The 25011-nt window shown below is 71.2% G+C and carries 27 protein-coding genes and 2 pseudogenes; 14 read left to right on the top strand and 15 right to left on the bottom strand.

What is annotated here, in order from left to right; all coding sequences use genetic code 11:
• Positions 1–43: 43 nt before the first annotated feature.
• From ACZ7MF_RS14565 to ACZ7MF_RS14550, 4 genes and pseudogenes are all read left to right on the top strand, one after another.
• A pseudogene (locus ACZ7MF_RS14565) lies at positions 44–175 on the top strand (ATP-binding protein); the annotation flags it as partial.
• 566 nt (positions 176–741) lie between these two features.
• A complete protein-coding gene (locus ACZ7MF_RS14560; RefSeq protein ID WP_471477241.1) occupies positions 742–1104 on the top strand; it encodes a MarR family winged helix-turn-helix transcriptional regulator in 363 nt (120 codons plus the stop codon).
• Positions 1101–2534, top strand: a complete 1434-nt coding sequence (locus ACZ7MF_RS14555; RefSeq protein ID WP_471477113.1) for an MFS transporter — start codon at positions 1101–1103, stop codon at positions 2532–2534. Before ACZ7MF_RS14560 ends, ACZ7MF_RS14555 begins: the two co-directional genes overlap by 4 nt.
• Positions 2535–2568: 34 nt before the next feature.
• Positions 2569–2862 (top strand): DUF1330 domain-containing protein, encoded by a 294-nt coding sequence (locus ACZ7MF_RS14550; protein ID WP_471477112.1) that lies wholly within the window; start codon positions 2569–2571, stop codon positions 2860–2862.
• Between the two features lie 500 nt (positions 2863–3362).
• Here the strand turns inward: ACZ7MF_RS14550 and ACZ7MF_RS14545 are convergent, their stop codons facing one another.
• Positions 3363–4106: an SDR family oxidoreductase gene (locus ACZ7MF_RS14545; protein ID WP_471477111.1), complete on the bottom strand. Its 744-nt coding sequence runs from the start codon at positions 4104–4106 to the stop codon at positions 3363–3365.
• A 156-nt stretch (positions 4107–4262) separates the two neighbouring features.
• Between ACZ7MF_RS14545 and ACZ7MF_RS14540 the strand changes: the two genes are divergently transcribed.
• A complete protein-coding gene (locus ACZ7MF_RS14540) occupies positions 4263–5189 on the top strand; it encodes a LysR family transcriptional regulator (RefSeq protein ID WP_471477110.1) in 927 nt (308 codons plus the stop codon).
• A 116-nt stretch (positions 5190–5305) separates the two neighbouring features.
• Here ACZ7MF_RS14540 and ACZ7MF_RS14535 read toward each other — a convergent pair whose 3' ends face one another.
• Complete coding sequence (locus ACZ7MF_RS14535) at positions 5306–5857, bottom strand: YciI family protein (RefSeq protein ID WP_471477109.1); 552 nt, start codon at positions 5855–5857, stop codon at positions 5306–5308.
• Positions 5858–6036: 179 nt separating this feature from the next.
• Between ACZ7MF_RS14535 and ACZ7MF_RS14530 the strand changes: the two genes are divergently transcribed.
• Complete coding sequence (locus ACZ7MF_RS14530; protein ID WP_471477108.1) at positions 6037–7026, top strand: phosphotransferase family protein; 990 nt, start codon at positions 6037–6039, stop codon at positions 7024–7026.
• A gap of 111 nt (positions 7027–7137) precedes the next feature.
• Here the strand turns inward: ACZ7MF_RS14530 and ACZ7MF_RS14525 are convergent, their stop codons facing one another.
• Entirely contained in the window at positions 7138–7761 is a 624-nt protein-coding gene (locus ACZ7MF_RS14525) for a hypothetical protein (RefSeq protein WP_471477107.1), read from the bottom strand.
• 176 nt (positions 7762–7937) lie between these two features.
• Here ACZ7MF_RS14525 and ACZ7MF_RS14520 point away from each other — a divergent pair, with 176 nt between their 5' ends.
• Positions 7938–9428, top strand: a complete 1491-nt coding sequence (locus ACZ7MF_RS14520) for a helix-turn-helix domain-containing protein (protein ID WP_471477106.1) — start codon at positions 7938–7940, stop codon at positions 9426–9428.
• Between the two features lie 183 nt (positions 9429–9611).
• Here ACZ7MF_RS14520 and ACZ7MF_RS14515 read toward each other — a convergent pair whose 3' ends face one another.
• On the bottom strand, positions 9612–10094 hold the full coding sequence (locus ACZ7MF_RS14515; RefSeq protein ID WP_471477105.1) for a tetratricopeptide repeat protein: 483 nt from the start codon (positions 10092–10094) through the stop codon (positions 9612–9614).
• 128 nt (positions 10095–10222) lie between these two features.
• Between ACZ7MF_RS14515 and ACZ7MF_RS14510 the strand changes: the two genes are divergently transcribed.
• A complete protein-coding gene (locus tag ACZ7MF_RS14510) occupies positions 10223–11416 on the top strand; it encodes a hypothetical protein (protein WP_471477104.1) in 1194 nt (397 codons plus the stop codon).
• A 34-nt stretch (positions 11417–11450) separates the two neighbouring features.
• On the opposite strand, the gene ACZ7MF_RS14505 is transcribed toward ACZ7MF_RS14510, so the two are convergent.
• The gene (locus tag ACZ7MF_RS14505) at positions 11451–12056 is read right to left on the bottom strand and encodes a DinB family protein (RefSeq protein ID WP_471477103.1); all 606 of its coding nucleotides are present in this window, start codon (positions 12054–12056) and stop codon (positions 11451–11453) included.
• A gap of 33 nt (positions 12057–12089) precedes the next feature.
• Complete coding sequence (locus ACZ7MF_RS14500) at positions 12090–13370, bottom strand: MFS transporter (RefSeq protein ID WP_471477102.1); 1281 nt, start codon at positions 13368–13370, stop codon at positions 12090–12092.
• Positions 13371–13458: 88 nt separating this feature from the next.
• Between ACZ7MF_RS14500 and ACZ7MF_RS14495 the strand changes: the two genes are divergently transcribed.
• Positions 13459–14436, top strand: a complete 978-nt coding sequence (locus tag ACZ7MF_RS14495; RefSeq protein ID WP_471477101.1) for a winged helix-turn-helix domain-containing protein — start codon at positions 13459–13461, stop codon at positions 14434–14436.
• A gap of 58 nt (positions 14437–14494) precedes the next feature.
• Here ACZ7MF_RS14495 and ACZ7MF_RS14490 read toward each other — a convergent pair whose 3' ends face one another.
• The 3 genes from ACZ7MF_RS14490 to ACZ7MF_RS14480 form a co-directional block, all read right to left on the bottom strand.
• Positions 14495–14710 carry a hypothetical protein gene (locus ACZ7MF_RS14490; RefSeq protein WP_471477100.1) on the bottom strand — a complete coding sequence of 72 codons (216 nt, stop codon included), beginning with the start codon at positions 14708–14710 and terminating at the stop codon, positions 14495–14497.
• A 168-nt stretch (positions 14711–14878) separates the two neighbouring features.
• Positions 14879–15388 (bottom strand): GNAT family N-acetyltransferase, encoded by a 510-nt coding sequence (locus ACZ7MF_RS14485; RefSeq protein WP_471477099.1) that lies wholly within the window; start codon positions 15386–15388, stop codon positions 14879–14881.
• A gap of 97 nt (positions 15389–15485) precedes the next feature.
• Positions 15486–16496 carry a hypothetical protein gene (locus ACZ7MF_RS14480; protein WP_471477240.1) on the bottom strand — a complete coding sequence of 337 codons (1011 nt, stop codon included), beginning with the start codon at positions 16494–16496 and terminating at the stop codon, positions 15486–15488.
• A gap of 156 nt (positions 16497–16652) precedes the next feature.
• Here ACZ7MF_RS14480 and ACZ7MF_RS14475 point away from each other — a divergent pair, with 156 nt between their 5' ends.
• The 4 genes from ACZ7MF_RS14475 (at position 16653) to ACZ7MF_RS14460 (ending at position 19258) form a co-directional block, all read left to right on the top strand.
• Positions 16653–17309: a TetR/AcrR family transcriptional regulator gene (locus ACZ7MF_RS14475; RefSeq protein ID WP_471477098.1), complete on the top strand. Its 657-nt coding sequence runs from the start codon at positions 16653–16655 to the stop codon at positions 17307–17309.
• A 29-nt stretch (positions 17310–17338) separates the two neighbouring features.
• Positions 17339–18175, top strand: a complete 837-nt coding sequence (locus ACZ7MF_RS14470) for a hypothetical protein (protein WP_471477097.1) — start codon at positions 17339–17341, stop codon at positions 18173–18175.
• A gap of 38 nt (positions 18176–18213) precedes the next feature.
• Positions 18214–18627: a hypothetical protein gene (locus ACZ7MF_RS14465; protein WP_471477096.1), complete on the top strand. Its 414-nt coding sequence runs from the start codon at positions 18214–18216 to the stop codon at positions 18625–18627.
• 190 nt (positions 18628–18817) lie between these two features.
• Positions 18818–19258, top strand: a complete 441-nt coding sequence (locus ACZ7MF_RS14460; RefSeq protein WP_471477095.1) for a VOC family protein — start codon at positions 18818–18820, stop codon at positions 19256–19258.
• A 102-nt stretch (positions 19259–19360) separates the two neighbouring features.
• On the opposite strand, the gene ACZ7MF_RS14455 is transcribed toward ACZ7MF_RS14460, so the two are convergent.
• The 4 genes from ACZ7MF_RS14455 to ACZ7MF_RS14440 form a co-directional block, all read right to left on the bottom strand.
• Positions 19361–19816 carry an SRPBCC family protein gene (locus ACZ7MF_RS14455; RefSeq protein ID WP_388520380.1) on the bottom strand — a complete coding sequence of 152 codons (456 nt, stop codon included), beginning with the start codon at positions 19814–19816 and terminating at the stop codon, positions 19361–19363.
• A gap of 228 nt (positions 19817–20044) precedes the next feature.
• Positions 20045–20389, bottom strand: a complete 345-nt coding sequence (locus ACZ7MF_RS14450; protein WP_356857736.1) for a hypothetical protein — start codon at positions 20387–20389, stop codon at positions 20045–20047.
• Between the two features lie 63 nt (positions 20390–20452).
• Complete coding sequence (locus ACZ7MF_RS14445) at positions 20453–21256, bottom strand: SAM-dependent methyltransferase (protein ID WP_471477094.1); 804 nt, start codon at positions 21254–21256, stop codon at positions 20453–20455.
• 66 nt (positions 21257–21322) lie between these two features.
• Positions 21323–21862 (bottom strand): GNAT family N-acetyltransferase, encoded by a 540-nt coding sequence (locus ACZ7MF_RS14440; protein ID WP_471477093.1) that lies wholly within the window; start codon positions 21860–21862, stop codon positions 21323–21325.
• A 309-nt stretch (positions 21863–22171) separates the two neighbouring features.
• Between ACZ7MF_RS14440 and ACZ7MF_RS14435 the strand changes: the two are divergent.
• Positions 22172–22861: pseudogene (locus ACZ7MF_RS14435) on the top strand (phosphatase PAP2 family protein); the annotation flags it as partial.
• On the opposite strand, the gene ACZ7MF_RS14430 reads toward ACZ7MF_RS14435, so the two are convergent.
• Both ACZ7MF_RS14430 and ACZ7MF_RS14425 read right to left on the bottom strand, forming a co-directional pair.
• On the bottom strand, positions 22853–23533 hold the full coding sequence (locus ACZ7MF_RS14430) for a response regulator (protein ID WP_471477091.1): 681 nt from the start codon (positions 23531–23533) through the stop codon (positions 22853–22855). The pseudogene ACZ7MF_RS14435 and the gene ACZ7MF_RS14430 overlap by 9 nt on opposite strands.
• Positions 23534–23540: 7 nt before the next feature.
• On the bottom strand, positions 23541–24992 hold the full coding sequence (locus ACZ7MF_RS14425) for a sensor histidine kinase (RefSeq protein WP_471477089.1): 1452 nt from the start codon (positions 24990–24992) through the stop codon (positions 23541–23543).
• Positions 24993–25011: the final 19 nt, after the last annotated feature.

Genomic DNA, 25011 nt, shown 5'->3' with positions numbered 1-25011 from the left:
TCTCGACTTCCGGCAGGCCCTCTGCCAGGACGAGATCAGCCGCATCCTCGACGACTTCGCGATGCGACAGCTGTCCGCGGCCCCGGCCGACGACCTCTACGAACTCGTCTCCGAGCGACAGGGACGGTCCCTGATCATCACCAGCCGCCAGGCGATCACGAACGGGCCCAGCTAACGCCCGAACAAGCGCCCCAGGAACGCGACCGACAAGGCGCACCGGAGACACCACTGTCCCAGCGGCACGAGTTGGCTTGTCAGAGGCATCCGCTACTTTGCGGCCCATGGGAAATGCGGGCGGATCATTGACGACACGGAGGCGTTGGCGGAGGGCTGGCAGGTCACGGACTTCGCCGACGCCGGACGGCAACAGCTGGGATGGTCTGCTCAACCGGGAGATGGCGAGGAGCTACGAGATACCTCTGGAGCACTTCCCTGTCGATCAGGCCGTGTCCGGCGCTCTTGCCTGGTCGGCCGCTGCTGGACTGACGCCCGACAACGAAGCCACCCGGCAGACGCTGCTCCTCCCGAACCCGCCGACGGCCGACCCCTGCCGGCCGCGCCTGCCCACGGTGTTCCAGCAGTACCTCGGCTGCGCCTGTCGATTATTTACATAACCTATGAATATAAAAATGCTATGCTTCGAATATGAGTCGTCAAGACACCGCTCCTGGCGCGTCCGCCGCCATCGGGGCAGCCCTCTACAGCCTGGCCACCAGGGCCGCGCGACGTCTGCCCCGGGACATGAGCCTGACGTCCGCCGCCACCCTGGCCACCCTGGACCGGACCGGCCCGCGGCGCATCACCGATCTGGCCGCGGTCGAGGGCGTCACCCAGCCCGCGATGACCGCGCTGGTCCGGGTGATGGAGGAGTCCGGCCTGGTTGAGCGGCGGGGTGACGCGTCCGACAGGCGGGTCACGCTGGTGTGCCTGACCGAGGCCGGCGCCTCCTATGTCCGGACGCGGCACCAGGCGGGCGTCCACGCGTTCGAGCGGTTGATCGGTGAGCTCACCGGCGACGAGGTCGAGGCGCTGGTCGCGGCCCTTCCGGCGCTGAAGCATCTGGCAGAGCTCGAAAGCCAGGACCGCGAAGCGCCGAAGCGATGACCGGGCAGCCGTTCGACGGGGGCGCGGTGCAGGGGCTCCCGGTGGCGCCTTCCGAGGCGCGGTGGCTGGTCCCCGCCCTCATGTTCATCGCTCTGGTCGTGGCGGCGGTCGCCAGCCTCGGGACGCCGCTCATCACCAGCGTGGCGACCTCGTTCCACGTCTCGCTCGGCAGCGCGCAGTGGACGCTGACCGCCGCGCTGCTCAGCGGCGCCGTCGCCACGCCGGTCCTGGGCCGGCTCGGCGCCGGCGCGCACCGGCGGGCCACGATCCTCGTCACGCTGGCGGTCGTCGTCGCCGGCAGCGCGCTCACCGTGCTGCCGCTGCCGTTCGCGTGGCTGCTGGCCGGCAGGGTCGCCCAGGGCGTCGGGCTCGGGCTGACGGCGCTGATGATGGGCGTGGCCCGGGACCACCTCCCCGAGGAACGCAGCGCCGCCGTGATCGCCCTGATCTCGGTGGTCTCGATCATCGGAGCCGGTGTCGGCTACCCGCTGGCCGCACTGCTCGCCGAGTTCGGCGGGGTACGAGCCGCCTACGGCCTCGGCCTGGCCGTCACTGCCGCCGCCCTCCTGACCGCGTGGCGCTCCATACCCGGAGCTCCCGAAGGCCGCTCCGCCCATGTGGACGTGGCAGGCGCGGTCGTCCTGGCCGCTGCGCTGATCCTGGTGCTCTTCCTCGCCGGCGAACGGAGTCTGTGGAGCCGACACCTCACCGTGGCGGCGGGCCTCGCCGTCGTCGCGGTGGTGCTGCTCTGCGTCTGGGCGGTCGTCGAGCTGCGCAGCACAACGCCCCTGGTCAATGTGCGGGCGGTGCGGCACCCGGCGGTCGCCGGGGCGAACCTCGCCATGTTCGTCGGCGGGATCGGCATGTACCTCCTCCTCACGCTCATCACCCGGTACGCGCAGACGCCGCATGGGGCCGGTTACGGATTCGGGCTGACGACCTTCGTCGCCGGGCTGGTCCTCATTCCGTTCTCGGTGCTGGGGTTCGTCGCCGGCAAGCTCACGCCGCGGGTCCGGACGCGGATCACCGACCCCCTGCTCCTGGCCGGCAGCGCCGTCGTGGTCGGCGGCGGGTTCGCGCTGTTCGCGGCGGCCCGGTCGGACCTCGTCGAACTGTTCGCGGCGATGGGTGTACTCGGCTTCGGCGTCGGCGGCTTCTCTGCCGCGATGCCCGGCGTCATCCTGGCGGTCACCTCCAAGAGCGAGACGTCGAGCGCCATGAGCTTCAACTACGTCGTCCGCAGCGTCGGGTACTCCCTGGGCAGCGCCATCGGCGGCCTGATCCTCGCCGCGGGCACCGGCCCCGGCCACGTCTTCCCCGACGACAGCGCCTACACCACCGCGGCGCTGGTCGGCATCGGCGCCATGGCGCTCACGACGCTGGCAAGCCTCGCTCTCGCCCGCCGACGTTCGTCCGAGACCAACCCGTGAGTTCAGATGCACTCATCCCCACACTGGAGGTTCCATGCCCAAGGGCTACTGGGTCAGCTCCTACCGCACCATTTCAGACCCTGAGAAGCTGGCTGCTTACAACAAGCTGGCCGGTCCGGCCGTCAAGGCCGGGGGCGGTCGGACCCTCGTCCGTGGCAGTCGGGTCGTGGCGCATGATGCCGGAATCGCCGAGCGCACCGTCCTGGTCGAGTTCGACAGCTTCGAGCAGGCCGTCGCGGCGTACGAGAGCGCGGGTTACCAGGAGGCGCTGGTCGCCCTCTCCGACGGCGTCGAGCGTGACTTCCGCATCGTCGAAGGCATCGACTGACCGAGGTCTGGTCGGGACCTTCGCTGAAGGCTCAGGGGGTGAATCGCGTTGACCACGCCAGCCAAGGAATGCTCTCATCCTGTCCGGTCGCCGCTGCCTGCACGGCCCTGGAGCAGCGCCGGGGATTCCGCAGGAGCGGGGCGCGGAAGAACTACGCACCGCCGTACGCCGAGCTGGGGCCTGCCGAGGTCATGATCCGTTCAAAGGGCATTTTACCCAGTGGCGCCGGGAACCAGTGCTGTTGCGGTCGTCGAGCATCGGGTAGCTCAGCGCCGAGGAGGGTGGGACCGTCCTGGGCCGCCTACCCGAGGACCTGTCCCCCGCCGTGGAACCAGAGCAGCGCCGGAAGGGGTTCCGGCTGCCTCCACGGGCCGAAGAAGTCGGATGAGGAGCGTGGAGGTCGAACCCCCCCCCGCCTCCGTCCGCCGGGCCGTCGATGCACGAGGGCCCGGCGGACGGGGAAAGGGGGAGGGCGTTTCCTCGCTTCCCGGCGCCGAGCGTCAGAGCTGGGAGCCGCCGCCATCCACGGCGAGTTCGGCGCCCGTGCTGTAGGTGGCGTCGAATGCGAGGAACACCACTGCCCTGGCGACTTCGACGGGGGTGCCCATGCGCAGCATGGGGTTCTCGGCCGCCATCTGGGTCTTGGTCTGTTCGGCCGCCTCCTGAGGCATCGACTTCTCCAGGATTCCGGAGTCGATCGGGCCGGGGCTGACCGCGTTGACGCGGATCCTGCGCGGGAGCAGCTCCCGGGCCAGGCTTCGGGTCATCGAGCGCACCGCCGCCTTGCCGGCCGCATAGGCGCTGAGCATCGGAAGTCCCAGCACGTTCGCCACGGATGTGGTGAGCACCACGCCGCTGCCTTCCGCCAGTAGCGGAGCGAGCTTCTGCACCGTGAAGTAGGGGCCCTTCGCGTTGATGGCCAGCAGTTGATCGTAGAGCGCTTCGCTGGTCGCCTCGAACGGCGCGAAGCCGTTGATGCCGGCGTTGGCGAACAAGGCGTCGACCGTGCCGAACTCGGCCTTCACCCGGTCGGCCAGCATCTCGATCTCGGCCAGCGAGGCGGCATCGCTGCGGACCGCGATCCCCCTCTCGCCGAGCCGGTCGCGGGCGGCATCCAGAGTGGTCTGGTTCCGCCCGGTGATCAGCACGTGTGCTCCTTCGTCCACGAGCAGCTGCGCGGTGGCCAGTCCAAAACCGCTGCTGCCACCGGTAATCACCACACGCTTGCCTGCGTACCTGCCCATTTCGGACACACTCCATCTGTTGCAAGGTTTATTGGCTGTCATCCGCGCGGTTGGACCTCGCTGGACAACTTCGAGTCAACAACCGCCCGAATCAGGTGTCCAAGACCCGTTCTGCACCCCGTCATGCAGAATCTGCATAACGGGTAGGCTGCCGGTATGTCCGCCGAAGACCCGCCCTCCACCGCGTGCAAGCCTGGCCCTGACCTGGATCTGAGACTGGTGCGGTACTTCGCGGTCGTCGCCGAGCATCTGAATTTTGCGCGGGCGGCCGCCGCGCTCCGCGTTGCCCAGCCCTCCCTGAGCCGCCAGATCCAGCGGCTGGAGGACGCTCTCGGTGTGCGCCTGCTGGAGCGCACTACTCAGGGCAGTCGCCTCACCGCTGCGGGCGCGGCCTTCCTCCCGCAGGCGCAGACCCTCCTGCACACGGCTCACCAGGCGGTGCTCAGCGCACGCTCCGCCGCGCCGCCGCGTACGGTCACCATCGGGTACGTCGAGGACCTCGTCGTCACCCCCGCCGTGCGGGACCTGCGCCGCCGGCACCCCGACGCCCACGTCCGCACCCTCCACCTGGACTGGGACGAGGCCCGCGCCCTGTCCGAGGGGCGAGTCGACGCGCTCGTCCTGCGCACTCCGCTGCCGATCCCGAGCGACGGTCTGGACGTGACCGTCCTCTACGACGAACCCCGGGCACTCCTCGTGCCCGCCTTTCACCGCCTCGCCCGCAAGAAGTCGGTCACCCCGGACGACTTCACGGACGAGCCCCTCGTGGCCTGCGCCGGTATGGCGGCGCTGTGGACCGGGTTCTGGCGGCTCGACCCGCGTCCGGACGGCAGCCCGGCCCCACTCGGCCCCATGCTCGTCGACACCTTCGAGGACAAGCTCGAAGCCGTCGCCGACGGCCGGGCCATCGCCCTCGTGCCGGCCGACGACCGGCGCTGCACACTCCGCAACGACCTCGCCACCATCCCCGTCGAGGGAGTAGAACCCTGCCAGGTGGTGGTCGCCACTCGGCTCGCGGACGCCAACCCGCTCGTCGCCCACTTCCGTGAATCCGCGCAGAACCTTCTCGTACGCGAAGCCTGACGTTGCCTGGTCCGGCAGGCGAAGGTGGGGAGCGGCTGGAAGGCCGATGCCGATGCCGCTCAGGAGCTGGGGTTCTCCACTCGGGTGGAACACGAGGGTGGTGAGCGGAACCCCGGCTAGGACGGGCGTCCGCCGAACTGCCAGTTGTGCACCTCGATGTCGGCGTACCGGTCCGGGGTCAGGATGGCGCGTGCCGTGTCCCGGTCAGGCGCTCGGAGCAGCGCCGCGGTGCCCAGCCAGGTGACGCCGTTGTCGGACAGCAGGGGTCCGTAGGCGATCAGCTCGTTCCGGTCCGGCGGCACTTCGAGGTCGGCGGCCTGTCCCGTGCCGAGGCCGATCACCAGGTACCGGTTGCCGCCGGTCCGGCCGCCGGGGAACTCCCACATGGTGCGCCCCAACGTGTTGCGCCACCGTCGTAGCAGCACGTCCCGGTAGGCGCCGGCCTGGTAGTTCGGTTCGTCGAAGGCGAATGTGCGGGCAGCGGCGGGATCAGGCAGGTCGAGGATGTGCACGCTTCCGGTGAGTGTCTCGCCGTCGTCGGCGAGAGTCGGCCCCCGGGCGATCATCTCCTTCGCGTACTGGTCCATGTAGGACCAATGCGCTTCCCCCAGCTCGTAGCGCAGTGACAGGGAGGCGGGCCGGTCGCGGTGGTAGCAGAGGAACTCCATGCCTCAAGATCTCTTCCAGGCGGTGTCCAAGTCGAGCGGATTTCGCGGTGATTGCTGCTCGGCGGCCTTTCCGTCGGAATCCCAGGCGGCAACGTCCCGTAGAAGAACCTGCCCGGACCGGCTGAAGGACCGGGAAGCAGACCCAGGTCAACGCATTGGGCCGGGGACAGGGTCGGCGGATGCGCCCGTTCGCCGAGAGTGAAGCCTTGTCAGGGATCGTCCAGGAGGCACTGGGGGCGGACGCCCACGTCGCCAAGGTGGACCGGTTGCGCGGCGGGAGCAAGAAGGGTGTCTACCGGGTTCACACGGGCGGGACACGTGCCGCGCGTGTCATCGTCTACAGCTGGGCCGAGGCCGAGAACTTCTGGCCCGCCTCGAGACCCGTCGACACAGCCCACCCATTCGCTCCCGCCTCCGGGCTGATCCCCTTCCTGGCCGCCCAGCGGAGACTGGACGGCCTCGGAGTCCGGGTTCCAGGGGTACTTCTCGCTGACGACAGCCGGCGCCGCTGCCCGGCGGATGTGGCAGTCGTCGAGGACATTGCCGGCGGCACTCTGGAAGCGCTCCTGGAGACCGAACCCGCACACGCCTCACATGCTCTGAGCGAGCTCGCCGCAATGCTCGACGTGATGCACCAGCAGCGCAGTCAGCACTACGGCAGGGTGGACGTCCTCGAACGCGGCGACCGAGCGAGCGGTGACTCCTGCGAACAACTCGTCCTCGAACGTGCCGTCGAGGACCTCGCCGAGGCCGCCGAACGTGACCTCAGGATCGGGTCGGCCGCAGCCTCCCTGCACGATCGCTTGCAGGAGCTGGCCGCACGAGTGGCTCCGCGTACACAGCACGGACTGATCCACGGCGAACTCGGCCCCGACCACGTCCTGGTCGATGCCACCGGGCACCCCGCCCTCATCGACATCGAGGGCCTGATGTACTTCGACGTCGAGTGGGAGCACGTGTTCCTGCGACTGCGTTTCGGCGACCGGTACCGAGCCCTGTCCCGCCCCGGACTCGACCCCGCACGACTCGCCCTCTACATGCTCGCGATACGCCTCTCACTGGTGGCCGGCCCCCTCCGCCTGCTCGACGGCGACTTCCCGCACCGCACGGCCATGCACGAAATCGCCGAGCACAACGCCAGGGAAGCACTGGCTCTGCTGAATCGGTAGAACTGCCGCGGAGTCCGAGCAGCGCACGCCCCGGCAGGCGACCGATTCGGGGCCGTCCTCCCGACCCCCGTGGCGGGAGGACGGCCCCGGCTCTTTCGGGTGGCCGCCCGGTCAGTACAGCTTGTCGACGGCCGTACGGGTGGTCTTCTTGAAGGCGGCCACAGGCGCGTCCTGGAAGTCGCCCATCTGTCCCCACTTCACGACGGTGACGGTCCTGCCGTCCCGCCCGACCGACAGCAGAGCGATGTCGGTGGCGCCCCAGGACGTCTCGGTGTGCAGGCCCCGGACGCGGGCCCCCTCCTCGACCGGCAGTGTGCCGTAGTTGCGGCCCTCGGCCTCGACGTCGGGCGAGGCCTCCTCCATGCGGTCGGCGCAGGTGCGGATCAGATCGTCGTAGTGCCGCGCCAGCGCCCTGGCCTGGGCGGATGTGCCCGCGACGACGGTCAACTGCACGGCGCCGGCGTCCAGGTCGGTCCAGAACCGGCGGTGCCGGTAGTCGTAGCCGGGCACGCCCTCCGTGCTCACGCACATGCCGAGTTCGTCCGGGAAACCGTCGGTGACCGGACCGGCGGTCCAGGACGACGTCGGGTGCGGCGGCAGCTGCGACGCCGACAGGAACGCGGGCGCGGCTTCCTTCGGAGTGGCACCGGCGGCCGGTGCCGTCAGGACCGCGCCCGCCGCGAGGGCGGCGACGGTGAGTGCGCGGAGCGCGCTCACCGGGAGGTGCAGGGACATGGGTGTTCCCCCGTGGGTGGAAGCGTGGACGTGGGTGCCGCGGGGAGGCCTGCTGGTCGGACCCGGGCCTGGTCGGTGCGGCAACAAGAGCATCGGCGGACGCGGGGGGCCGGCGCAACAGCCGACGGCCCGTTACACACGGTGGAACCATCCCAGCCCGTCTGACGTGCAGGTACATGGGATGCCTGGGATGCCGTCCCGGGCTGGACAGGGGTCGTACGAGGACGGGGAGACCTGTGCCGACACAGCACGACAGCGACAGCACCGACGGGGTCGCCGATTTCGCGGCGCTGCTGAGGGAGCTCAAAGAGCACACGGACCGCAGCTACGGCTCGCTGGCCCGGCGCCTGGGCATGAACACCTCAACGCTGCACCGCTACTGCGCCGGTGACACGGTGCCGCTCGACTTCGCCCCCGTGGAGCGTTTCGCCGCCCTGTGCGGGGCGACCCCTGGCCAACGCCTCGAACTCCACCGCCGCTGGCTCCTGGCAGTCGCAGCCCGCCACCGGCCCCGTACTGCGGGAGCGGGGCCGGACGCGCCCGACGCCACCGAGTCGGAAGCCGTGGACGACACGGCCCACGGGCCGGACACGTCGGTACACACCGCCACCGAATCGATCACCGAATCGGACACGGAGCCGGAGGGCGCCGGCGGCCCGGCCGCGCCGCCGGAAGCCACCGGCGGCCCGCGCGCCGAAACGGACCCCTCGCCCCCGCTCCCGCGCCGCACCTGGTACCGCCGTAGACCGCTCGTGGCGGGGACGGCCTGCGTGTGTGCCGTACTCGCCACGCTCGGAGCCCTGTCCGCGCTACCGGACAGGCAACGGGCGTCCGCCGACGGTCCCGCGCACCTCTCCGACCCGACGGCGTCCGGCACGGCCAGGGCCAGGGCGTCCGAGCGTCCGGACGCCTCACCCAGCCCGAGCGGCGGCACCACTACGTCGGGCGCCTCCGAGCAGTCGCCGGGTCCCGCTGCCCCGAAGCAGCAGCGGCCAGGCACCTCCCGCCCGCACGGAGCGACGACCGCCCCGTCCCACAGCGAACAGCCCGCCGGGCTGCCGCTCACCTGGTCCGTCAACTCCCAGGCCTGGAAACTCGGCTGCGGCCACGACTACGTCATCGCCAAACCACCGAGCCAGGTCCCCCCTCCCCCTGCCCCGCAGGACGCGGCGCCCTGGGCGGCGACGCAGAACGCGGTGCACGGCAAAGAGACGCTCGTGCAGCTGTCGGTGCAGGGGCGCAGCGACACCGCCGTCGTGCTGGAGGCTCTGCGCGTGCGTGTGACCGGCCGTGCGGCTCCGGTCGAGGGCAACGCCTACGCCATGGACCAGGGCTGCGGCGGCTCGATCACTCCCCGGTCCTTCGCCGTGGACCTGGACAAGGACCGCCCCATCGCCCGCGCGGTGGCCGGGAACGACGCGGGCACGCCGATCCCTGCCGTGCGCATGCCCTATCGCGTCTCGGCGAAGGACCCCGAGGTCCTGCTGGTCACGGCCTCGGCCGGCTCGTGCGACTGCCGCTGGTACCTGGAACTGGACTGGTCCTCCCAGGGCCGCACCGGCACCGTGCGCATCGACGACGACCGCCCGTTCCGCACCACCGCCATCGAGGGCCTGCCGCGGTACATGTACGACACCCTGGGCCGCCAGTGGGGGCCTTACAGCTAGAGGACACGGCAATTCGAAGGAGGCGGGACGAAGTCTGGATGACCGGCATTCGGAGCGGCGTAGCGCTGGGGCCCGGGATCCCGGTACGGCAGCGTCGCGCGGCGGTTGTTGTGGCTCGGTGACTCCCGCGCCCGTGGTGAGTGATCGGGGGTCGCCGGCACCGTGGGTGCGGCGCCGCTGTCGTCACTCGGTGACCTGTCTGCCGCCGTCCGCTTCCTCCCGCCAGCGGACGGCGGCGCGCCGGGACTGGACGGTGTAGACGAAGTCGGCTCCGTGCACCCGCTCCATGTCGAGCGCCAGCCGTTCGAACGCCTCGGCGGCACCGGCCGCGTCCCCGGCCCTGCCGCGCAGGTTGGCCAGGTTGTGCCGGGTGGTGAGGACCTGAGGGTGGTCCGGGCCCAGTGCCCGCACCCGCTCGGCGAGCAGCTGCTCGGAGATTTCCAGGGCGCCGGTCAGGTCCCCGGTCTCGCTCAGGTAGTGGGCCTGGTGCCGGAGCGCCACCGTATCGGGGTGCTCCTCGCGCAGCGTCCGGTCCCGCTTGTCCAGTTCCCTCTCCGCCCGCGCGAAAGGGTCGCTCAGCGCTCTCCTCACCCGTACCGCACCAAGCGCGGCCCCCACCGCCGCGACCGCACCCGTGATCACCCATCCCCACGACACGTCAGGCACGCCTCCTTCGCTCCAAGTTGTCCGGCCGGCGCTCCTCACACGGTCTCGGCCGTGGTGGACCCGCCACCTCCATGGACGCCCCGACGGCCCGCCTCAGTTGCGTCGGTGGGTCATGGCAGGGTGCCTGCATGACGAACAGCGAGAGTGCCCGTATGACGCGGATCCTCAGCGGGTTGCCAGCAGTGGCTCAAGAAGTGCTGTGGGAGACGGACTGGGCTTCTCACCGGCATGCCTACGGCTCCGGCGAGGACATACCGGTCTCCCTGTGCTCTCTCGTGGACGAGGATGCCGAGGTGCGGTCCGAGGCGTTGGCCGCGTTGGACATGGGCGTACTTCATCAGGGCTCTCTGTACACGGTCACCGCGCCCGCGGCGCTGTTCGTCGCCGCGATCCTCGACCATCCGCTGTGTCGCGCCGAGCACGAGGGACACTTCCCGTGGGACGACGGGCCGCCGCGCAGCTTGCGGGCCGCCCTGCTCGACTGGCTGGGCCGGGTGGCCGAGTCGGCTGCCTACGGGGAGGATCCGGCGCGGGACCGAACCAACTGGGAGTGGCAGCCCTGGCACGAGGGCAGGCGAGGCGAGCGCGGCCCCGACGAGCTCGCCGCACTGCAAGCGTGCCGGGACATCCGTCCCGCCCTGTACGACGCCGTCGAGCCGTTCCTCTCCTCCTCCGACCCTCGCATCTGCGAGTCCGCGCTCGGCGTCGCTGTGCCGCTCCTTTCAGCCTCGGCCCTCGCCGACCGGGTACCGCGCGCCGCCGCGCTGCTGCGGGCCCGGCTGGGCACCATGACGGGCCGGCGGGAACGAGCCGCCGTGGCGCGGGCGCTGAGTCTTTGGGGGACGGACACCTCCGACCTGCTCGCCGACTCCGACCCGGCCGTACAGGTCTGTGCCGCGCTCGGTCCCGTCCGGGTCGACCGGCCCCGCGCTCTCGCCATGCTCCTCGACGCGCTACGGGACCCCCGCACGACAGACGGATGGTTCCCCCAGCCGCTGCGTGGGGTCGACGGGTGGTTCCGGTTCACCGTGCTGCGTGCCGCGCTCGACCTGGCCGCATCGTTCGAGGAGGTGGCACCGGTGACCATCGCCATGGTGGCCGCCGACCACAGGTCCATCGTCGACAACGAACGCGGACCGATCCTGTTCAGGGCCTTCCCCGGTGGCTACGACCCGACCCAATCGCTCACCTCCGCCCAACGGGCCCTGCTGCGGGCGTTCGTGGACACCGACGAGGCGACGGGCAGCATCGGCGGCAATTGGTTGTGGTTCCGCGCGGCCGGGCTGCCGGAGAACCGGGAGGGGATCGCTGCGTTGCTGTGACGCGGCCCGCCGCCGTCCCCGTGCCGCACGAACATCAAGTCGCGTGAGACGGCCTCCGTGCCTTGAGCCCGGCGGCCGACCTGGCGGCCTGCTCGATCCTCGCGCGGTAGGCGGCACGGGCTTCCTCGTCGATCTGCTTCTCGTGTTCGGCGCGCAGCCCGGTCCGGCCGTCGAGGCCCTCGCGCAGGATGTCGGCGTGCCCGGCGTGCCGGACGGACTCGCCGAGGACGTGGACCATGACGGCGAACAGGTTCGTGCGGGAATGAGGCTCCGGCCACCACGGCACGTGGCCGGGGGCGTCGAGGGGAAGCGCGTCGACCGTCGCGTCCGAGTGTTCCCACGTGCGCCGGTAGAACCCGATGATCTGTTCGCGGGTCTCGTCCGCGGTCGCCCACTGATCGCTGCCGTCGGAGTCCTGCCACCGGCACAGCGCTTCCGGGGACGGGCGGTCGAAGACCTCGCCGAAGTACCTGGCCTCGACGGTCGCGACGTGTTTGACCAGGCCGAGGAGGTTGGTCCCGGTCGCCGTCAAGGGTCTGCGGACGTCGTACTCGGACAAGCCGTCGAGTTTCCACAGCAGTGCCTCGCGGTCCCGCCGCAGTCTCCCGTGCAGGTTGCTCTTCGCGAATTCATCGATCATGCGGCACGAACCTTCCATGGGCTGTTCGTATTCTCAAGATCCCGTACGTGGTCCACCGACCCGGACCGTGGCAGTTGCTGCGCAGGAGTGCCAGGTGCGCATCCAGCCTGCGGTAAGCACCGCCGCACCGCCCGCCAGGGCCATGGCGCCGCCGGTTCCGATGCCTGCGGCCACCGAGCCGAAGCAGACCGGCCCGACGCCCTGGAGCGTCATGCTGCCGGAGCCGAGCAGACCGAAGGCCTGGCCCTGACCGTCCTGCGGCAGGGCGTCCAGGAACGGCCGTTGCAGGCCGAGCCCGTAGGCGAATCCGAAGCCGCAGAGCAGCAACAGACAGGACGAGAGTCCCACTCCGGGCTCGGTGGCGAAGCCGATCAGCGGCAGTCCCGTCAGCGCGGTCAACGGGACTACCAGCCGCTCCCGGGCGGGTGGCCGTAGCAGCCGGCCCACCAGCAGGTCACCGACCAGCATGCCGACCGGCAGACAGCCCATCAGCACCGCGTACCAGCCGGGCGCGAAGTGGCGTCCTCCCGCATAGGCGACGATCAGACCTTCCGCGCCCGCCACGAACGCGGGCGGCAGCCACTGGGCGAGCATCAGCCGTCGCACCGCGCGTCCGCGCAGCAGCAGCCCGGCGCCGTGCACACTTGCCCGGACGGCCCCGCCGTCGCCCCGAGCCCTGCCCGCTGGGCCGCCGGACTCTCCCGGCTCCAGCCGGGGCAGCCGGATCCGGACAGCGAGCGCGCAGCCGAGGTAGAGGGCGGCGCTCAGCACGAGCGCCCGGTGCGCGCCGAGTACCGCGACGACCGCGCCTCCCAGCGCCAGACCGAACAACTGCGCGCCGGAGGCGGCGATGTTGTTCAGTGAACGGCCGAGCACGTAGGCGTCGCCCTCCAGCCACTGCGCGACCAGCCGACTCGACGCGCCGCCGGACACCGGCGCGGCGAGGGCGACCAGCGCCATGACACCGAGGCTTGCCGCGATCGGCATCCGCACCAGGGCGAGCAGCAGGGCGGCGGCGCACTCCAAGGCGTAGCCGCCCGCGATGAGCGCGCGGGGCGGCAGTCGGTCGGCCAGTGAGCCCAGCAGCAGCGAGCCGAACAACTGCGGGAGAAATCCGATACCGAAGGCCACTGCGCTCCACAGCGCGGAGCCCGTGGCCGCGAAGACCAGCACCGAGAACGTGGTGATCCGCAGTGCGCCCGCAGTGATCGCGACGGTGCGGGTCGAGAAGAGCAGCCGGAATCGCGGCTCGGCCAGCACCTCCCGGTAGGTGGCACGGTGGTTGCCCTGCGCGGGCTCGGCGGTCGGGGTCATGGCGCCCAGCCTCGCCAGGCGCCCACGCCCCTCACCAATGATTCGTCGCTGGACGAATCGGAGCGACGTCCCGCGATAGCATGACCGAGTGCTGCGCTTCGAAGTCTCCGTGGAGGACCTGCTGCGCAGCCGCTTCGCACTGTCGCCCGCGCTGGACCTCTGCCTACTGCTGCGCTCGCTCGCCGGCCAAGACCGGCCGCTGCCGCGAGCCTGGTCCACCCGGCTCAGGCCGGCCTTCGAACGCCTTCGCCGCGAGACCGAACTGAACGCTGCCCTCGCCCTGCAGACCCCGCTGTCCGGACCGAACTTCGTCGCCCCGCCGCCACGCGGCCTGAACCAGACCTGGGCAGACGACCTGGCCATGATCCGGGCCACACCGCTGGACGCGGCCCGGCGCGAAATCGCCACCAGTGCGACCGGCCCGTTCGCCCGCGATCCCCGCGTACGCGCGGTGCTGGACTCGACGGACGCCGTCTCCAGGATCGCCGGGGCGATGGATCAGGCGTGGCACGAGCTGCTCGCCACGGACTGGCCGCAACTGCGCGCGGTCTGTGAGCGCGATGTCGTGCACCGGGTGGGTGTGATCGGCGAACACGGCTGGGCCACGACCATCGAGAGCCTGCACCCGGGCATCGTCTGGCAATCCGGCGGCATCGAGATCGGTTTCTTCCGAGGCGGAACGGTCCGCCTCGCCGGCGACGGGCTACTGCTGATCCCTTCGGCCGTCGTCGGGCATGTCGCCGCCCACACGGAAGACCCCTGGCCCAGGACCTTGGTCTACCCCGCACGCGGCACCGCCGCCCTGTGGGGCGAACAGGAGACGGTTCCCTCACCGGACGCGCTGACCGCTCTGGTCGGCCGGGCCCGAGCCCGGCTGCTGCTGGCGCTGGACGCCCCGGCCAGTACCAGTCACCTCGCCCGAAGCCTCGCCATGGCACCCGGCGCGGTAGGAGACCACCTCGCCATCCTGCGAGGAGCGGGCCTGCTCGTCCGCGCCCGGTCCGGACGGTCGGTGCTCTACCGGCGCACCCCGCTCGGCGAGGCACTGGTCGCCGGCTCGGGCTGACGGCTCGGAGCAGCACGGCTCGAGGCCGTACTGGCCGTCCGCCGGCGGCATCGACCGGCTACTCCTCGGGCTCCCAGGCGACCAGCCGCTCGAACACCTGCTGGTCGCCCTCGGTCTTCAGGTCGCTCAGCGTGAGGCGGCCCCAGGCGAGGAGGAGCAGTTGCTCGGCCGTGCCCGTGGCCGAGGCGGAGGGGGCGCGGCGTTGTCCGTGAGGGGTGCGGGCCGGGCGCCGGTGCCGTCCAGCTCGAGGAGCCAGGAGCGGCCGGCGGAGCATCGGCCGGGCCCGCGGTGACGATCGCGGCCCACCAGCGCCGGCCGGTGCCCAGGTACTGCACCAGATCGAACAACGTCCTCCCGGGGCGGGACGGCACCGGCCTGTCAAGGCTCGCCCGGCGGCAACCGCCCTCCGGAACCGAGAACGGTCCTCCGTGGAGGACGGCGGTCAGAGGCTCTTTCGCATGAGGATGCACATCGTCTCGTGGCGACGGATCGATCCGTCGGGTCCTTCCTCGTCCCAAGCGTCCGGTTCGCGGCCGTACGCGACGTAGCCCAGGCGCTCGTACAGGGCGCGGGCCCGGGGGTTGTCCTCCTCCACAGCGAGTTCGGCCCTACGGAGCCCGCGGGAGCGGATTCGTTTCTCGGCAGCGCGGACGAGCAACGTTCCCAAGCCGCAGGACTGCAGTGCCGGCAGCACGGCGAGCTGCCACAAGGTTCCGGCTTCTTCGGAGACCTGATAGTCGATGCCGCCGATCGCCACCGGCAGGTCCACAGGGGTGCAGACAGCCAGGTAGTCCACCTCGCCCGCCGCAGCGCGCGTCAGCTCTCGCTCTACGTGGCGCAGGTGGGTGGCCGAGCCGGACCACGTGCACGCCGGCACATCCTGAGGCAGCAAGTCGCGCACGGTGACACACGTGGTCACGGTGGCGTAGGGAGAGTCGTCCGCAGTGGTCACACCCGAAGCATGCGACTTCGGAGGTGGTGCGACAACGGATTTCTTGCGGCTGGTGCCGTGCGCTGTCGCTTCTCCTGAACACCGTTCGCGGAGCCTGTCACCGCCGATACCGCTGCGCGACGGCCGTGAAGGCGGCCTTGGGTTCCCATTCCATGTCGGGGTAGGTCTGTCCCCGGCGTCCTTCGAGGAGTTTGACGATGCCCAGCCCGGCCCGGTCCAAGTCGTCCCTGGGGTCGCCGTCCGGGCGGTGCGGGTAGCCGGGCAAGGAGAACAGGAACACGAACGCGCTGTCCACGCCCTCGGTTTCGAAGATCTCCAGCAGTTCGCTCAGATATGCGGCCTGGCCGGCCTCGTCACGCTCGTACACGCCGGTCAGCCGTACCGGGGCCCTGGTCGCCGGGTCGTGCTCGACCACTTCCAGCACCCGTCCGCCACGGTCCCCCGCGCCGCGGTAGGCCGCGGTGCCGAACCCGGTGATGGCGAGCGGCTTCGGACCCTGGGCCAGTGTGCGCACCGCGTCCCGGAACCGGTCGGCGACCTCCGCGGAGCGGATCAGTTCGTACGTCACCAGGTCGAAGGGGGTCCAGTCGATCTGCTCGAACTGGATGGATGCGTAGGTGAGCCGGCCCTGGAAGCGCTCGCGGACCGTGGCCGCGGCCTCGCGGAGGAACGCGTTGATGCGCACGCCGAGCTCGCGCATCGCCTCGGCTCGCCGCTCGGGTTGGCGCATCAGCTGCCCGACCCGCTCCTCGGGGCTGTCCCCCGGCAGGAACCCGCGGTTCATCACGCTCAGCTCGACCCCCGCGACGAACACGACGGTGGCCCCCTGCTGCCGGAGTCGTTCCGCTCGCTCGGCGCAGTCGCGGAAGAGCGTGAGGATCGGCTCGGGATGCAGTTCCAGCGGGTAGGGCGAGAACCAGACCTCCAGGCCGAGTTCGGCGGCGGCGCCGGCGGCCAGCTCCAGGCGGTCCGGGTCGCCGCCGATGATCTGGACGGCGTTGCAGTGCAGGTCGTCGCGGATGATGGCGAGCTCGCGCCGGACCACCGCGGGGTCGAAGTGCTCGCGGGACGTCTGGCCGTGCACGACGAATCCGGTGTCGTAGGTCATTCCTCTTGCTCGCATGGTGCCGCTGTCCTCCCTGGCTCTGTCCGTCTCTGCCGGTCGAGACTGACAGGGAAAGTGCGCGCACGCAAGTTTACGTTCGGGCAACTTTACGCACACGCAAGTTTGCGGGCGCGCAGTCACGCGTGGAAAGCTGACCCCGTGACGACACCACCGCCCGGGCTGCGGGAGCGGAAGAAGCAGGCCACGCGCGAGGCGCTGCGCGAAGCGGCTCTGCGCCTGGCCATGGAGCGCGGACCGGACCAGGTACGGGTCGAGGACATCGCCGAGGCGGCCGGGGTCTCACCGCGCACCTACAACAACTACTTCGCCAGCCGCGAGCAGGCCATCGTCTCCGCCGTGACCGCGGACCGGGAGGCACGCATCGCCGCGGCGGTCGCGGCCCGGCCCGAAGGAGTACGCCTGGCTGACGCCGTCACCGAAGCAGTGGTCGAGCAGTACACGAACACCGGCGAGCGTGAGCACCAGGCGCTGCTGCTGATCACCACCCAGACCGCGCTGCGCGACGCGTTCCTCGACACCACGGCCGGCATCGAACTCCCGCTCACAGCGGAGATCGCCGAACGCCTGGGAAACGCCGAAGCCCACACAGCCCGCGTCCTCGCGGCGAGCGTGACCGCGGCGGTGCGCATCGCACTGGAAGGCTGGCTGCGGCCTGCCGGGACCGCGGAGACGGCCGGGAGTTTCGCCGCCGGAGGACTGGTCGTGCCGGCGGGTTCACTGCCCGACCGGCTCCGCGCGGCGCTGGCCCCGCTCGCGCCCGCGTTCGACGCCGCAGAGCAACGCACGCAGCCGTGACACCGACCCAGCCGGGAGCGCTTCTACCGATGATCACACAGCCCGCAGGCCCTGAACGCAGCGGTCCCGAGACCACCTCGGTCATGGGTGACTTGCCGTTCAAGTCTTCCCTCGTCAAAGCGGTGGTCAGGGACGTGACCCCGATGCACGTCTCTCGCTCGGCCGCGTGGGCCGCCGCGTCGGTGACACGGACGGTGCTGACAGCGATCATCGAGGGTGCGCGGGTGGCCGCGGCAGCGGAGGCCCGGAAGAAGCTGGTTCCCGGGGACCTTCTCTCGGCGATCGACCGCAACGTCGAGCTGGAGGTGGGGAGCAAGTGGTACGACCACAGCCCGACGTTTCGAGGCCTGACCGGTGTCGTGTACGACGCCGAGGGCGTCATCGTGTCTTCTCGTGGGCGCAGCGGGTCGCGCAAGCCGAGTGCTGTGGTCGGCGCCCACAGGTTCGAGGCGGGGGTCAGGAGGCTGCTGCGGAGTCAGGGGGCGACGGCCGTCCCGGCGATGGTCCGCGACCTGGACGGAATCGCGAGCGTGTTCCTGACGGACCTCGCCCGGGACGCCGCCATGGTCGTCCGCGAGGGCGGGGTCAAACGTTTCGGTTCGGTCACCCTGGTGATGTCGGACGAACCGGCCCCGACCCCGTTTCCCAAGGATGTGCTTGGGGCCCTGTCCACCCGCAGCGGGGACGGACGGACCATCGGCGAGGAGGACTTCCGGGCCGCCACCACGATGCAGTTGTTCGGCGACCTCAGGCAGCGAGCCCTCACCGAAGCCCGCTGGGCGACGGAGAACCCTTCGGTTTCCTCAGCCAGTGCGAGGGACAACGCGTGCGGCTCCGGATATTCCGACGATAACGCCCGCGGCTAGCTTCACGGTGACCTGTCCTGTCCGGTGAAAGGGATCCCGTGAAGAAGCTCGCCTCTGCCCTGCTTTCCGCAGTTCTCCTCGGCAGCGTGTCCCTCGCCGCCGCACCCGCCGCCACAGCGGCCACCGCGCCGGGCGCCACCGCGTCGGCGGCGCCGGGCTGCGTCACCGAGACCAAGGAGGTGAGCAAGGGCTACGGAACGATCACCGTGTGCGTCAACGAGGACGGCTCCGCCCGGGCCTACGGCGATCTCCACTGCACCGCGTTCGGCGCCGTCCTCGTGATGTGGGACATCGGCTGGAAGACGGCCTCCGGTGTCAAGATCTCGACCGTCGCGACGGCCGGCTGGGGCGACAACGACGTCGAGTTCGACGTCGACCCCTCGGCCGGTACGGACGGGATCAAGGGGATCACCGGGGTGGACGAGATCTACCTGTCCACGATCTACATGTGACCCCGGCCCGCACGACACCGCAAACCTCTGCCGGGCCACGGGCCCTCGTAGGCCCGATTGTCCTGGCCTGTGTCCTATTGTCGCGGCCCGGGGACGAGTGACGCCGTCGCGATGTCGAGATCGTGCCGTCGGCTCCGTCCCAGGGACATCGGTGGCCGTCACCGACCGCTTGAGGCAGAAGGAGACCACCATGGGGATTCAGCGGATGGACAACGTCGGCATCGTCGTCGAGGACATGGATGCCGCCGTCGCGTTCTTCGTGGAACTCGGTATGGAGCTGGAGGGCCGGGCGGAGATCGAGGGCCCGTTCGCCGACCAGTGCACCGGACTCGATGGGGTCCGGTGCGACATCGCGATGGTCCGGACACCGGACGGTCACAGCCGGCTCGAGCTGGCGAAGTACCACAGCCCTGCGGTGATCAGCACCGGGCCGCGCAACCGGCCGCACAACATCCTCGGCACTCACCGTGTCATGTTCGCGGTCGACGACATCAAGGACACCATCGCACGCCTGCGCCCGCACGGCGCCGAACTCGTCGGCGAGCTCGCCCGGTTCGGCGACAGCTGTCTGCTGTGCTACCTCCGCGGCCCGGACGGCATCATCGTCGGGCTGGCCGAACAACTGGACTGAAGGAGGGACCGGAGCGTTCTCGCTCTACCGCGCCGGAACGGACGGCGCCGCGTGATGTGGACCAGCTGACCGGGTTCCTCACCGCTACGCCGTCCGGACCGGTCAGCCCCGCTGAAGCGTGCGGTCGTGCTCCCGGACCGCGATCCGGGCCAGCTTGGTCAGCATCATGCCGTTGCGGACCTCGACCAGGTAGTCCACGGGCAGTCCGTGCATCCGGATGCCTGGGCCCCTCAAGGCGTGCCAGTCGAGCACGAAGAGCGTGGCGTCGCCCCAGGGCACCAGCTTCATGGCGATGCGGGCCGCGCCGAACGGTTCGGCCTTCGCCTCCAGTTCCAGGCGGCGCTCGGGTTCGCAGATGCGGACGACGCAGGTGTCGTCGAGGACCAGCGGGCCGGCACCGACCCGGACACGCAACCGGGCGCCCACCTGGGGCCAGTGCGGGTCCGCGGCGAGGACCTGCTGGGTTCCGGTCACCCATTCCCCGTAGCGGTGTCCGTCGGACAGCAGGCTCCAGACCTCGGACGGGGTACTCAGGATCAGACGACGGTTCCGGGCCAAGCGGAACACGCTCCCTCGGGACGACGGCGACGACGGGGCGGGGGCACAGGATGATCCGCAGTCTGCGGCGTGCCCGTCGACACTAGCCCGGTGCTACGGAGGGGCAGGGGAACGCGCCGACGCCTGAGGCCGTCCGAGTGAGGCACCCCGCGGGCGGCGGCCTCGTACGGGGCTGCCGACATGGTCCCTGCCCCGGACCGAGGCGCGTCCCGGGACCACGCCCCGGGCTCAGTCCTCCGCGTCGGAGAACCGCTGGGCGAGGTCGCGCTGTCCGTCCGCGGCGAGCTTCCCCCGGTCGGCGCCGATGGCCGATCCCGGCATGCGGCTGAGGCGTTCGACCTCGTCGGCGAAGCGCAGGTGCTCGCGCCGCGCGTGCTCACGGCACGCCAGGCAGGTGACGCGGTCCGGGCGCGCGGAGGTCATCGCGTACGGCACGCGCAGCCCGCATCCGGTCGTGACGGCGCCGGGCAGGTCCGCGGCCAGACCGAACGCCGATGCCAGTACGTTGCGGACCGCGGCGTCGCCTGCCGGTACCTTCGACTCCACGTGGATGTGCGGGTCGTTCCCGCTCATGTGCCCTCCCGGGCTCCGTGCCGGGGGTGTGTACCGGCCGGTGGCAAGTTTGGTGCGTCGGCGTCAGTTCTTGACCGCGACCCCGCAGACGGACACGTCGGCCGTGGGCTCTTCGGGCCGGCCTGTGTCCGGGCGCCAGGAAGCCGTGGGGACGACTCCGGGGTCCACCAGGTCCAGTCCGGTGAAGAAGGCGGCGATCTCCTGCGGGGAGCGCAGGTGGTAGGTGTTGGCCGACTGCCCGTTGTAGACCTCGACCGCCCTGTTCAGCGCCTCGTTGTTGTCGGTGCCGTCGCTCAGGGCAAGATAGCTGCCCCGGGGCAGCGCCGCCATGAGCGTGTCCAGCAGCTCTGCGGGACGCTCGGCGTCGGAGATCTGCCCCATGATCCCGAGGGTGGTCAGCGCGACGGGGCGGCTGAGGTCCAGGGTTCTGGCGGCTTCGGCCAGGATCCGTTCCGGGTCCCTGACATCGGCGTCGACGTAGGCGCAGGCGCCCTCCGGCGTGCTGGTGAGCAGCGCCTGGGCATGCGTGAGGACGAGGGGGTCGTTGTCCACGTACACGATGCGGCTCTCGGGCGCGATGCGCTGGGCCAGTTCGTGCGTGTTGTCCGCGGTGGGCAGTCCGGTGCCGATGTCGAGGAACTGGCGGACACCGGCCTCGCCGGCCAGGAAGCGTACGGCGCGTGCCAGGAACCGCCGTTGCAGGCGGGCGACGGCGGCGAACTCCGGAAACGTCGTCAGGATGACGTCGCCGGCCTCGCTGTCGACGGGGTAGTTGTCCTTGCCTCCCAGCAGGTAGTTCCAGACCCGGGCGGAGTGCGGCCGATCGGTCTGCAGTCGCGCCCTGACTTCTTCACGCGGATCAGTCATGGGCACAGCTTCACACAAGGCTGTACGGCCGGGAGTGAAGTACGGAACTTCCCCGGCGGCCCCGGCTCAGACGGACGGCGTGAGCGGGGGCCGCAGGCCCAGCCACTGCTCGGCGTCCCAGGCCCGGAACCGCTCCACCTCGGTGAAACCCAGCTTCGCCGCCAGGCGCATCGAGCCGGTGTTGGCGGTCTGCGTGGTGAGCACCACCGGCTCGCCCGGAAGGACGCCGTCGAGCCAGTCGAGTGCCGCGGTGCACGCCTCGGCGGCGTACCCGAATCCCCACACCCGCGGCAGGAACAGGTAACCGAGGTCGACCTTCCCCACCGCAACGGGGCAGCGGTGCTCCCGTGTTCGCCTGAGCAGGATCTGGCCGATCATCTCCCCGTCGAGGTCGACGACGAGGCTCCCGGGCCACCGCTCGGGTGACCCGGGCAGCTCGCGCTCCAGTTCCGCACGGGGGCGGGGACCGCCGAGGTAGGTGTGCACCTCGGGTGACGCCAGCAGCTCGACGAACGCCGCACGGTCCCCGGCCCCGGGCTCCCGGAGCACGAGTCTGGCGGTTCTGATCGGTACGGGCGGCCACGCGACGGGTCCCAGGTCTGCCATGCGCGCAGGCTAACAAGCCGGGCGGACACCGGACATCGCTCACGGGCGATGACTTTGCTCCGGAGCGGGAGTCTCCTTCGGGAACGCCCCTGCCGGGCGCCCGCTGGTCACCCACTGGTCGTCCCGAGCACGACCAAAGCCTCCCCTGCCCACCGTCGCCGGCGTGGAACTCCTCCCGAGCCGTATAAGTCTCTGACCTCGACGAGTTGTCCACCCGACGATACGAGTTGTCAACCCCGACGATCGTCAGGGTCCGGGGTTGTCGTTCGGCCCGGGCGTCCGGATGTGCGCGCTTCTACGTTTCCGCTCATGAGACGAGAACCGCGAAAGAAGGTCGCGGCCGGCCGGTTGCTCGGCGTGCCGGCCGTCCTGGGTACGGGAGCGGGAGTGATCGCGTGGCTGTCCCCCGGCGGGCTGGGCCGGGCCGGCCCCGTCGAGGTCACCGGCGGGGCTTCGGCGTCCGCGTACCGGTCGGTCGCGGGGGCGTTGGCGGACGCGCCGTCGTGGGCGGGGGCCGCTCTGGAGGTCGCCACCGAGGGCACACTCGTGGTTCTCGGAGCGCTGCTGCTGTGGGCTGCCTGGACGGCGGTGCGCCGCGAGGACGCCCGAGGGGTCGCCGGGGCCGTGCTGATCGGCCTCGGTACGGTCGTCGCCTACGCGGTGAGTGAAGCGCTGAAACTCGTGGTGGACGAGGAGCGTCCGTGCCGTGCGCTCGGTGCGGGGGCGGAGGCGGTCGCCGAGTGCCCGGACGTCGGGGACTGGTCGTTCCCGAGCAACCACGCCACCCTGGCCGCCGCGCTGGCCGTCGGTCTCGCCGTTCTGCGGCCCCGGCTCACCGTGGTCACACTGCCGTTGGCCGGAGCTGCCGCGCTGCTGCGCGTGCTGGTCGGGGTGCACTACCCGCACGACGTGCTCGCCGGTGCGACGCTCGGCGGCGCCGTCGTGGCGGCGGTGCTCCTCGCGCTCTGGCCCGCGGCCCAGGGTGCGGCCTCACGACTGGGGAGGCTGCGGCGCGATGATCCCGGCCTCGTGGGCCACGACGGCGGCGGCGGCCCGGTTGTCGACGCCCAGCCTCGCCAGGAGGGAACTCACGTGGGCTTTGACCGTTCCCTCCACCACGTGCAGTCGCCGGGCGATCTGACCGTTGGACAGACCGCTGCCGAGAAGGGCCAGTACGTCCCGTTCCCGGGGGGTGAGGGCGGCGACCCGGTCACGGGCAGCGGAACGCCGACCGGCCAGGGTGCCGGCGCCCGTGGCGGCGAGGTGCGCGACGACCCGGGCCGCGATTTGCGGTGACAGGTAGGCGGCGCCCCCGGCCACCGCACGGACTCCGGCGAGCAGTTCCTCGGGCTCACCCGACTTGATCAGGAAACCGGCCACGCCGCCGCCCAGGGCCTTCAGGATGTAGTCGTCCTCGCCGAAGGTCGTGAGCATGATGACGCCCGTGCCCGGCACGGCGGTGCGGATCTCGGCGGCGGCGTCGATGCCGTTGAGGCCCGGCATGCGGATGTCGAGTACGGCCACCGCGGGACGATGGCGTCGCACCAGTTCCACGGCGTCGTGCCCGTCGGCGGCCTCGGCGACCACGTCGATGTCCGCGGCGGTGGCGAGGACGGCGCGTACCCCGGCGCGGATCATCGGCTCGTCGTCGGCGATCAGCACCCGGATCATCGCGCGCTCACGGAGCGACCGTACCCAGGGACACCAGCGTGTCCTTCCGGAAGCAGAGCCGGTAGGCGTCGCCGGACCGGTCGTCGAACCGGTCGGCCGTCATCGCGTAGTACTCGCACGTCGTGCCCTCTCCCGTCGGCTCGTCGGTCGGCGGCCGGTAGTCGGTCTGCCGTTCCGGCAGGAGGCGCCGCACCTCGGAACGATCTTGCCCCACGTGCAGGCGGGCGTAGTCACGCGGGTCCAGCACCGACTGTGCCGCAGACCGGGTCTCCCAGACCATGAGCACCGCACTCAGCAGCGCTGCCGTCACCAGGGGCACCATGGCCGCGGCGACCAGGGTCCGGCCGACCCTGCGCCGGGCGCGGCGGTGTTCCTGCGGCAGCGTGTCGTCGCGAGAGGCCGGGAGCACGAGCGGCGGGGGCGTGAGCGTGGGTGGCACGGGGTGGTGCGGGGGTGGCACGGGGTGGTGCGGGCGTGGCGAGGGGTGGTGCGGGATGCGGGCGACGACCGCGTAGCCTCCGTCGCGCGGCCCGTGCTGGAACGAGCCGCCGGTCAGCCGCACACGTTCCTCGAGGCCGATCAGGCCACGCCCTCCGATGCCGGGCCGGGTCCGTACGCGGTCGGCGGACGGCGGTGGGCCGTTCTCCACGACGACGTCCGTCCGGGTCGCCGTGTGCGTCACCTGAACGGTGGTCCCCGCGCCCGGCGCGTGTTTGGCCACGTTGGTCAGGGCCTCCTGCACCACCCGGTGCGCCGCCCGCGCGACCACGGGCGGCAGGTCGTCCGCCTCGCCGTCGACGCGAAGTTCCACGGGGAGGCCCGCCTCGGACGCCTCGGAGGTCAGGCGGGCGAGGCCGGGGACGTCGGGCTCGACCGCGGCCGCGGCCCGGGCGCGGATGTCGGCCGCCGCCCTCTGGTGGTGTTCCGCGAGGTCCGGCGCGAGCTTGAGCGCGCCGGCCGACAGGGCGATCAGACTGAGGTCGTGGCCCATCACGTCGTGCATGTCCTGCGCGATGCGCGTCCGCTCCCGCAACCTCGCCTGATCGGCGATCAGTTGCTGCTCGCGTTGCAGTTGACCGGCGCGCTCCCACCCGGCCCGGACGAGTTGGCGGTACTGGCACCAGAACCGCCCCGCGAACCAGGGCACCATCATGGCGGCGACCACCACGGCCACGAACCGTCCGGCCAGCGGGAGCCAGGCGGGGACGACGGACAGGGCCGTCACACCGGCCGCGAGGACCGCGACCAGGGCGAGCGCCGTCGGAGCCGTCCGCCCGGGCCGGAGTCCCGCGAGGAACGCGGTGACGGCGGTCGGTACCGCCCACCACGGGTTCGTCACGCTCAGACCGGCGGCCACCGCGGTGGCGGCGTTGAGAAGGGTCCGGCGATCACGTACCCGCCGCAGGAGTCGGTTCTGGGGCGTTGTCGCCGTCCCGTTGTCGGTCAGTGTGCTGTCCACGGAGGCGACGGTACGGACC

Source organism: Streptomyces sp. NPDC111628 (assembly GCF_055635195.1).
Note: the sequence above shows the minus strand (reverse complement) of the source record. Positions and strands in the feature narration are given on the sequence as shown.

What these genes read in the sequence shown, in the direction of transcription:
- ACZ7MF_RS14560 (WP_471477241.1), top strand. Translation starts at nt 742, where the DNA reads ATGAGCCTGACGTCCGCCGCCACCCTGGCCACCCTGGACCGGACCGGC.
- ACZ7MF_RS14555 (WP_471477113.1), top strand. Translation starts at nt 1,101, where the DNA reads ATGACCGGGCAGCCGTTCGACGGGGGCGCGGTGCAGGGGCTCCCGGTG.
- ACZ7MF_RS14550 (WP_471477112.1), top strand. Translation starts at nt 2,569, where the DNA reads ATGCCCAAGGGCTACTGGGTCAGCTCCTACCGCACCATTTCAGACCCT.
- ACZ7MF_RS14545 (WP_471477111.1), bottom strand. Translation starts at nt 4,106, where the DNA reads ATGGGCAGGTACGCAGGCAAGCGTGTGGTGATTACCGGTGGCAGCAGC.
- ACZ7MF_RS14540 (WP_471477110.1), top strand. Translation starts at nt 4,263, where the DNA reads ATGTCCGCCGAAGACCCGCCCTCCACCGCGTGCAAGCCTGGCCCTGAC.
- ACZ7MF_RS14535 (WP_471477109.1), bottom strand. Translation starts at nt 5,857, where the DNA reads ATGGAGTTCCTCTGCTACCACCGCGACCGGCCCGCCTCCCTGTCACTG.
- ACZ7MF_RS14530 (WP_471477108.1), top strand. Translation starts at nt 6,037, where the DNA reads ATGCGCCCGTTCGCCGAGAGTGAAGCCTTGTCAGGGATCGTCCAGGAG.
- ACZ7MF_RS14525 (WP_471477107.1), bottom strand. Translation starts at nt 7,761, where the DNA reads ATGTCCCTGCACCTCCCGGTGAGCGCGCTCCGCGCACTCACCGTCGCC.
- ACZ7MF_RS14520 (WP_471477106.1), top strand. Translation starts at nt 7,938, where the DNA reads ATGGGATGCCTGGGATGCCGTCCCGGGCTGGACAGGGGTCGTACGAGG.
- ACZ7MF_RS14510 (WP_471477104.1), top strand. Translation starts at nt 10,223, where the DNA reads ATGACGAACAGCGAGAGTGCCCGTATGACGCGGATCCTCAGCGGGTTG.
- ACZ7MF_RS14505 (WP_471477103.1), bottom strand. Translation starts at nt 12,056, where the DNA reads ATGATCGATGAATTCGCGAAGAGCAACCTGCACGGGAGACTGCGGCGG.
- ACZ7MF_RS14500 (WP_471477102.1), bottom strand. Translation starts at nt 13,370, where the DNA reads ATGACCCCGACCGCCGAGCCCGCGCAGGGCAACCACCGTGCCACCTAC.
- ACZ7MF_RS14490 (WP_471477100.1), bottom strand. Translation starts at nt 14,710, where the DNA reads ATGCTCCGCCGGCCGCTCCTGGCTCCTCGAGCTGGACGGCACCGGCGC.
- ACZ7MF_RS14480 (WP_471477240.1), bottom strand. Translation starts at nt 16,496, where the DNA reads ATGACCTACGACACCGGATTCGTCGTGCACGGCCAGACGTCCCGCGAG.
- ACZ7MF_RS14470 (WP_471477097.1), top strand. Translation starts at nt 17,339, where the DNA reads ATGATCACACAGCCCGCAGGCCCTGAACGCAGCGGTCCCGAGACCACC.
- ACZ7MF_RS14460 (WP_471477095.1), top strand. Translation starts at nt 18,818, where the DNA reads ATGGGGATTCAGCGGATGGACAACGTCGGCATCGTCGTCGAGGACATG.
- ACZ7MF_RS14450 (WP_356857736.1), bottom strand. Translation starts at nt 20,389, where the DNA reads ATGAGCGGGAACGACCCGCACATCCACGTGGAGTCGAAGGTACCGGCA.
- ACZ7MF_RS14445 (WP_471477094.1), bottom strand. Translation starts at nt 21,256, where the DNA reads ATGACTGATCCGCGTGAAGAAGTCAGGGCGCGACTGCAGACCGATCGG.
- ACZ7MF_RS14440 (WP_471477093.1), bottom strand. Translation starts at nt 21,862, where the DNA reads ATGGCAGACCTGGGACCCGTCGCGTGGCCGCCCGTACCGATCAGAACC.
- ACZ7MF_RS14430 (WP_471477091.1), bottom strand. Translation starts at nt 23,533, where the DNA reads ATGATCCGGGTGCTGATCGCCGACGACGAGCCGATGATCCGCGCCGGG.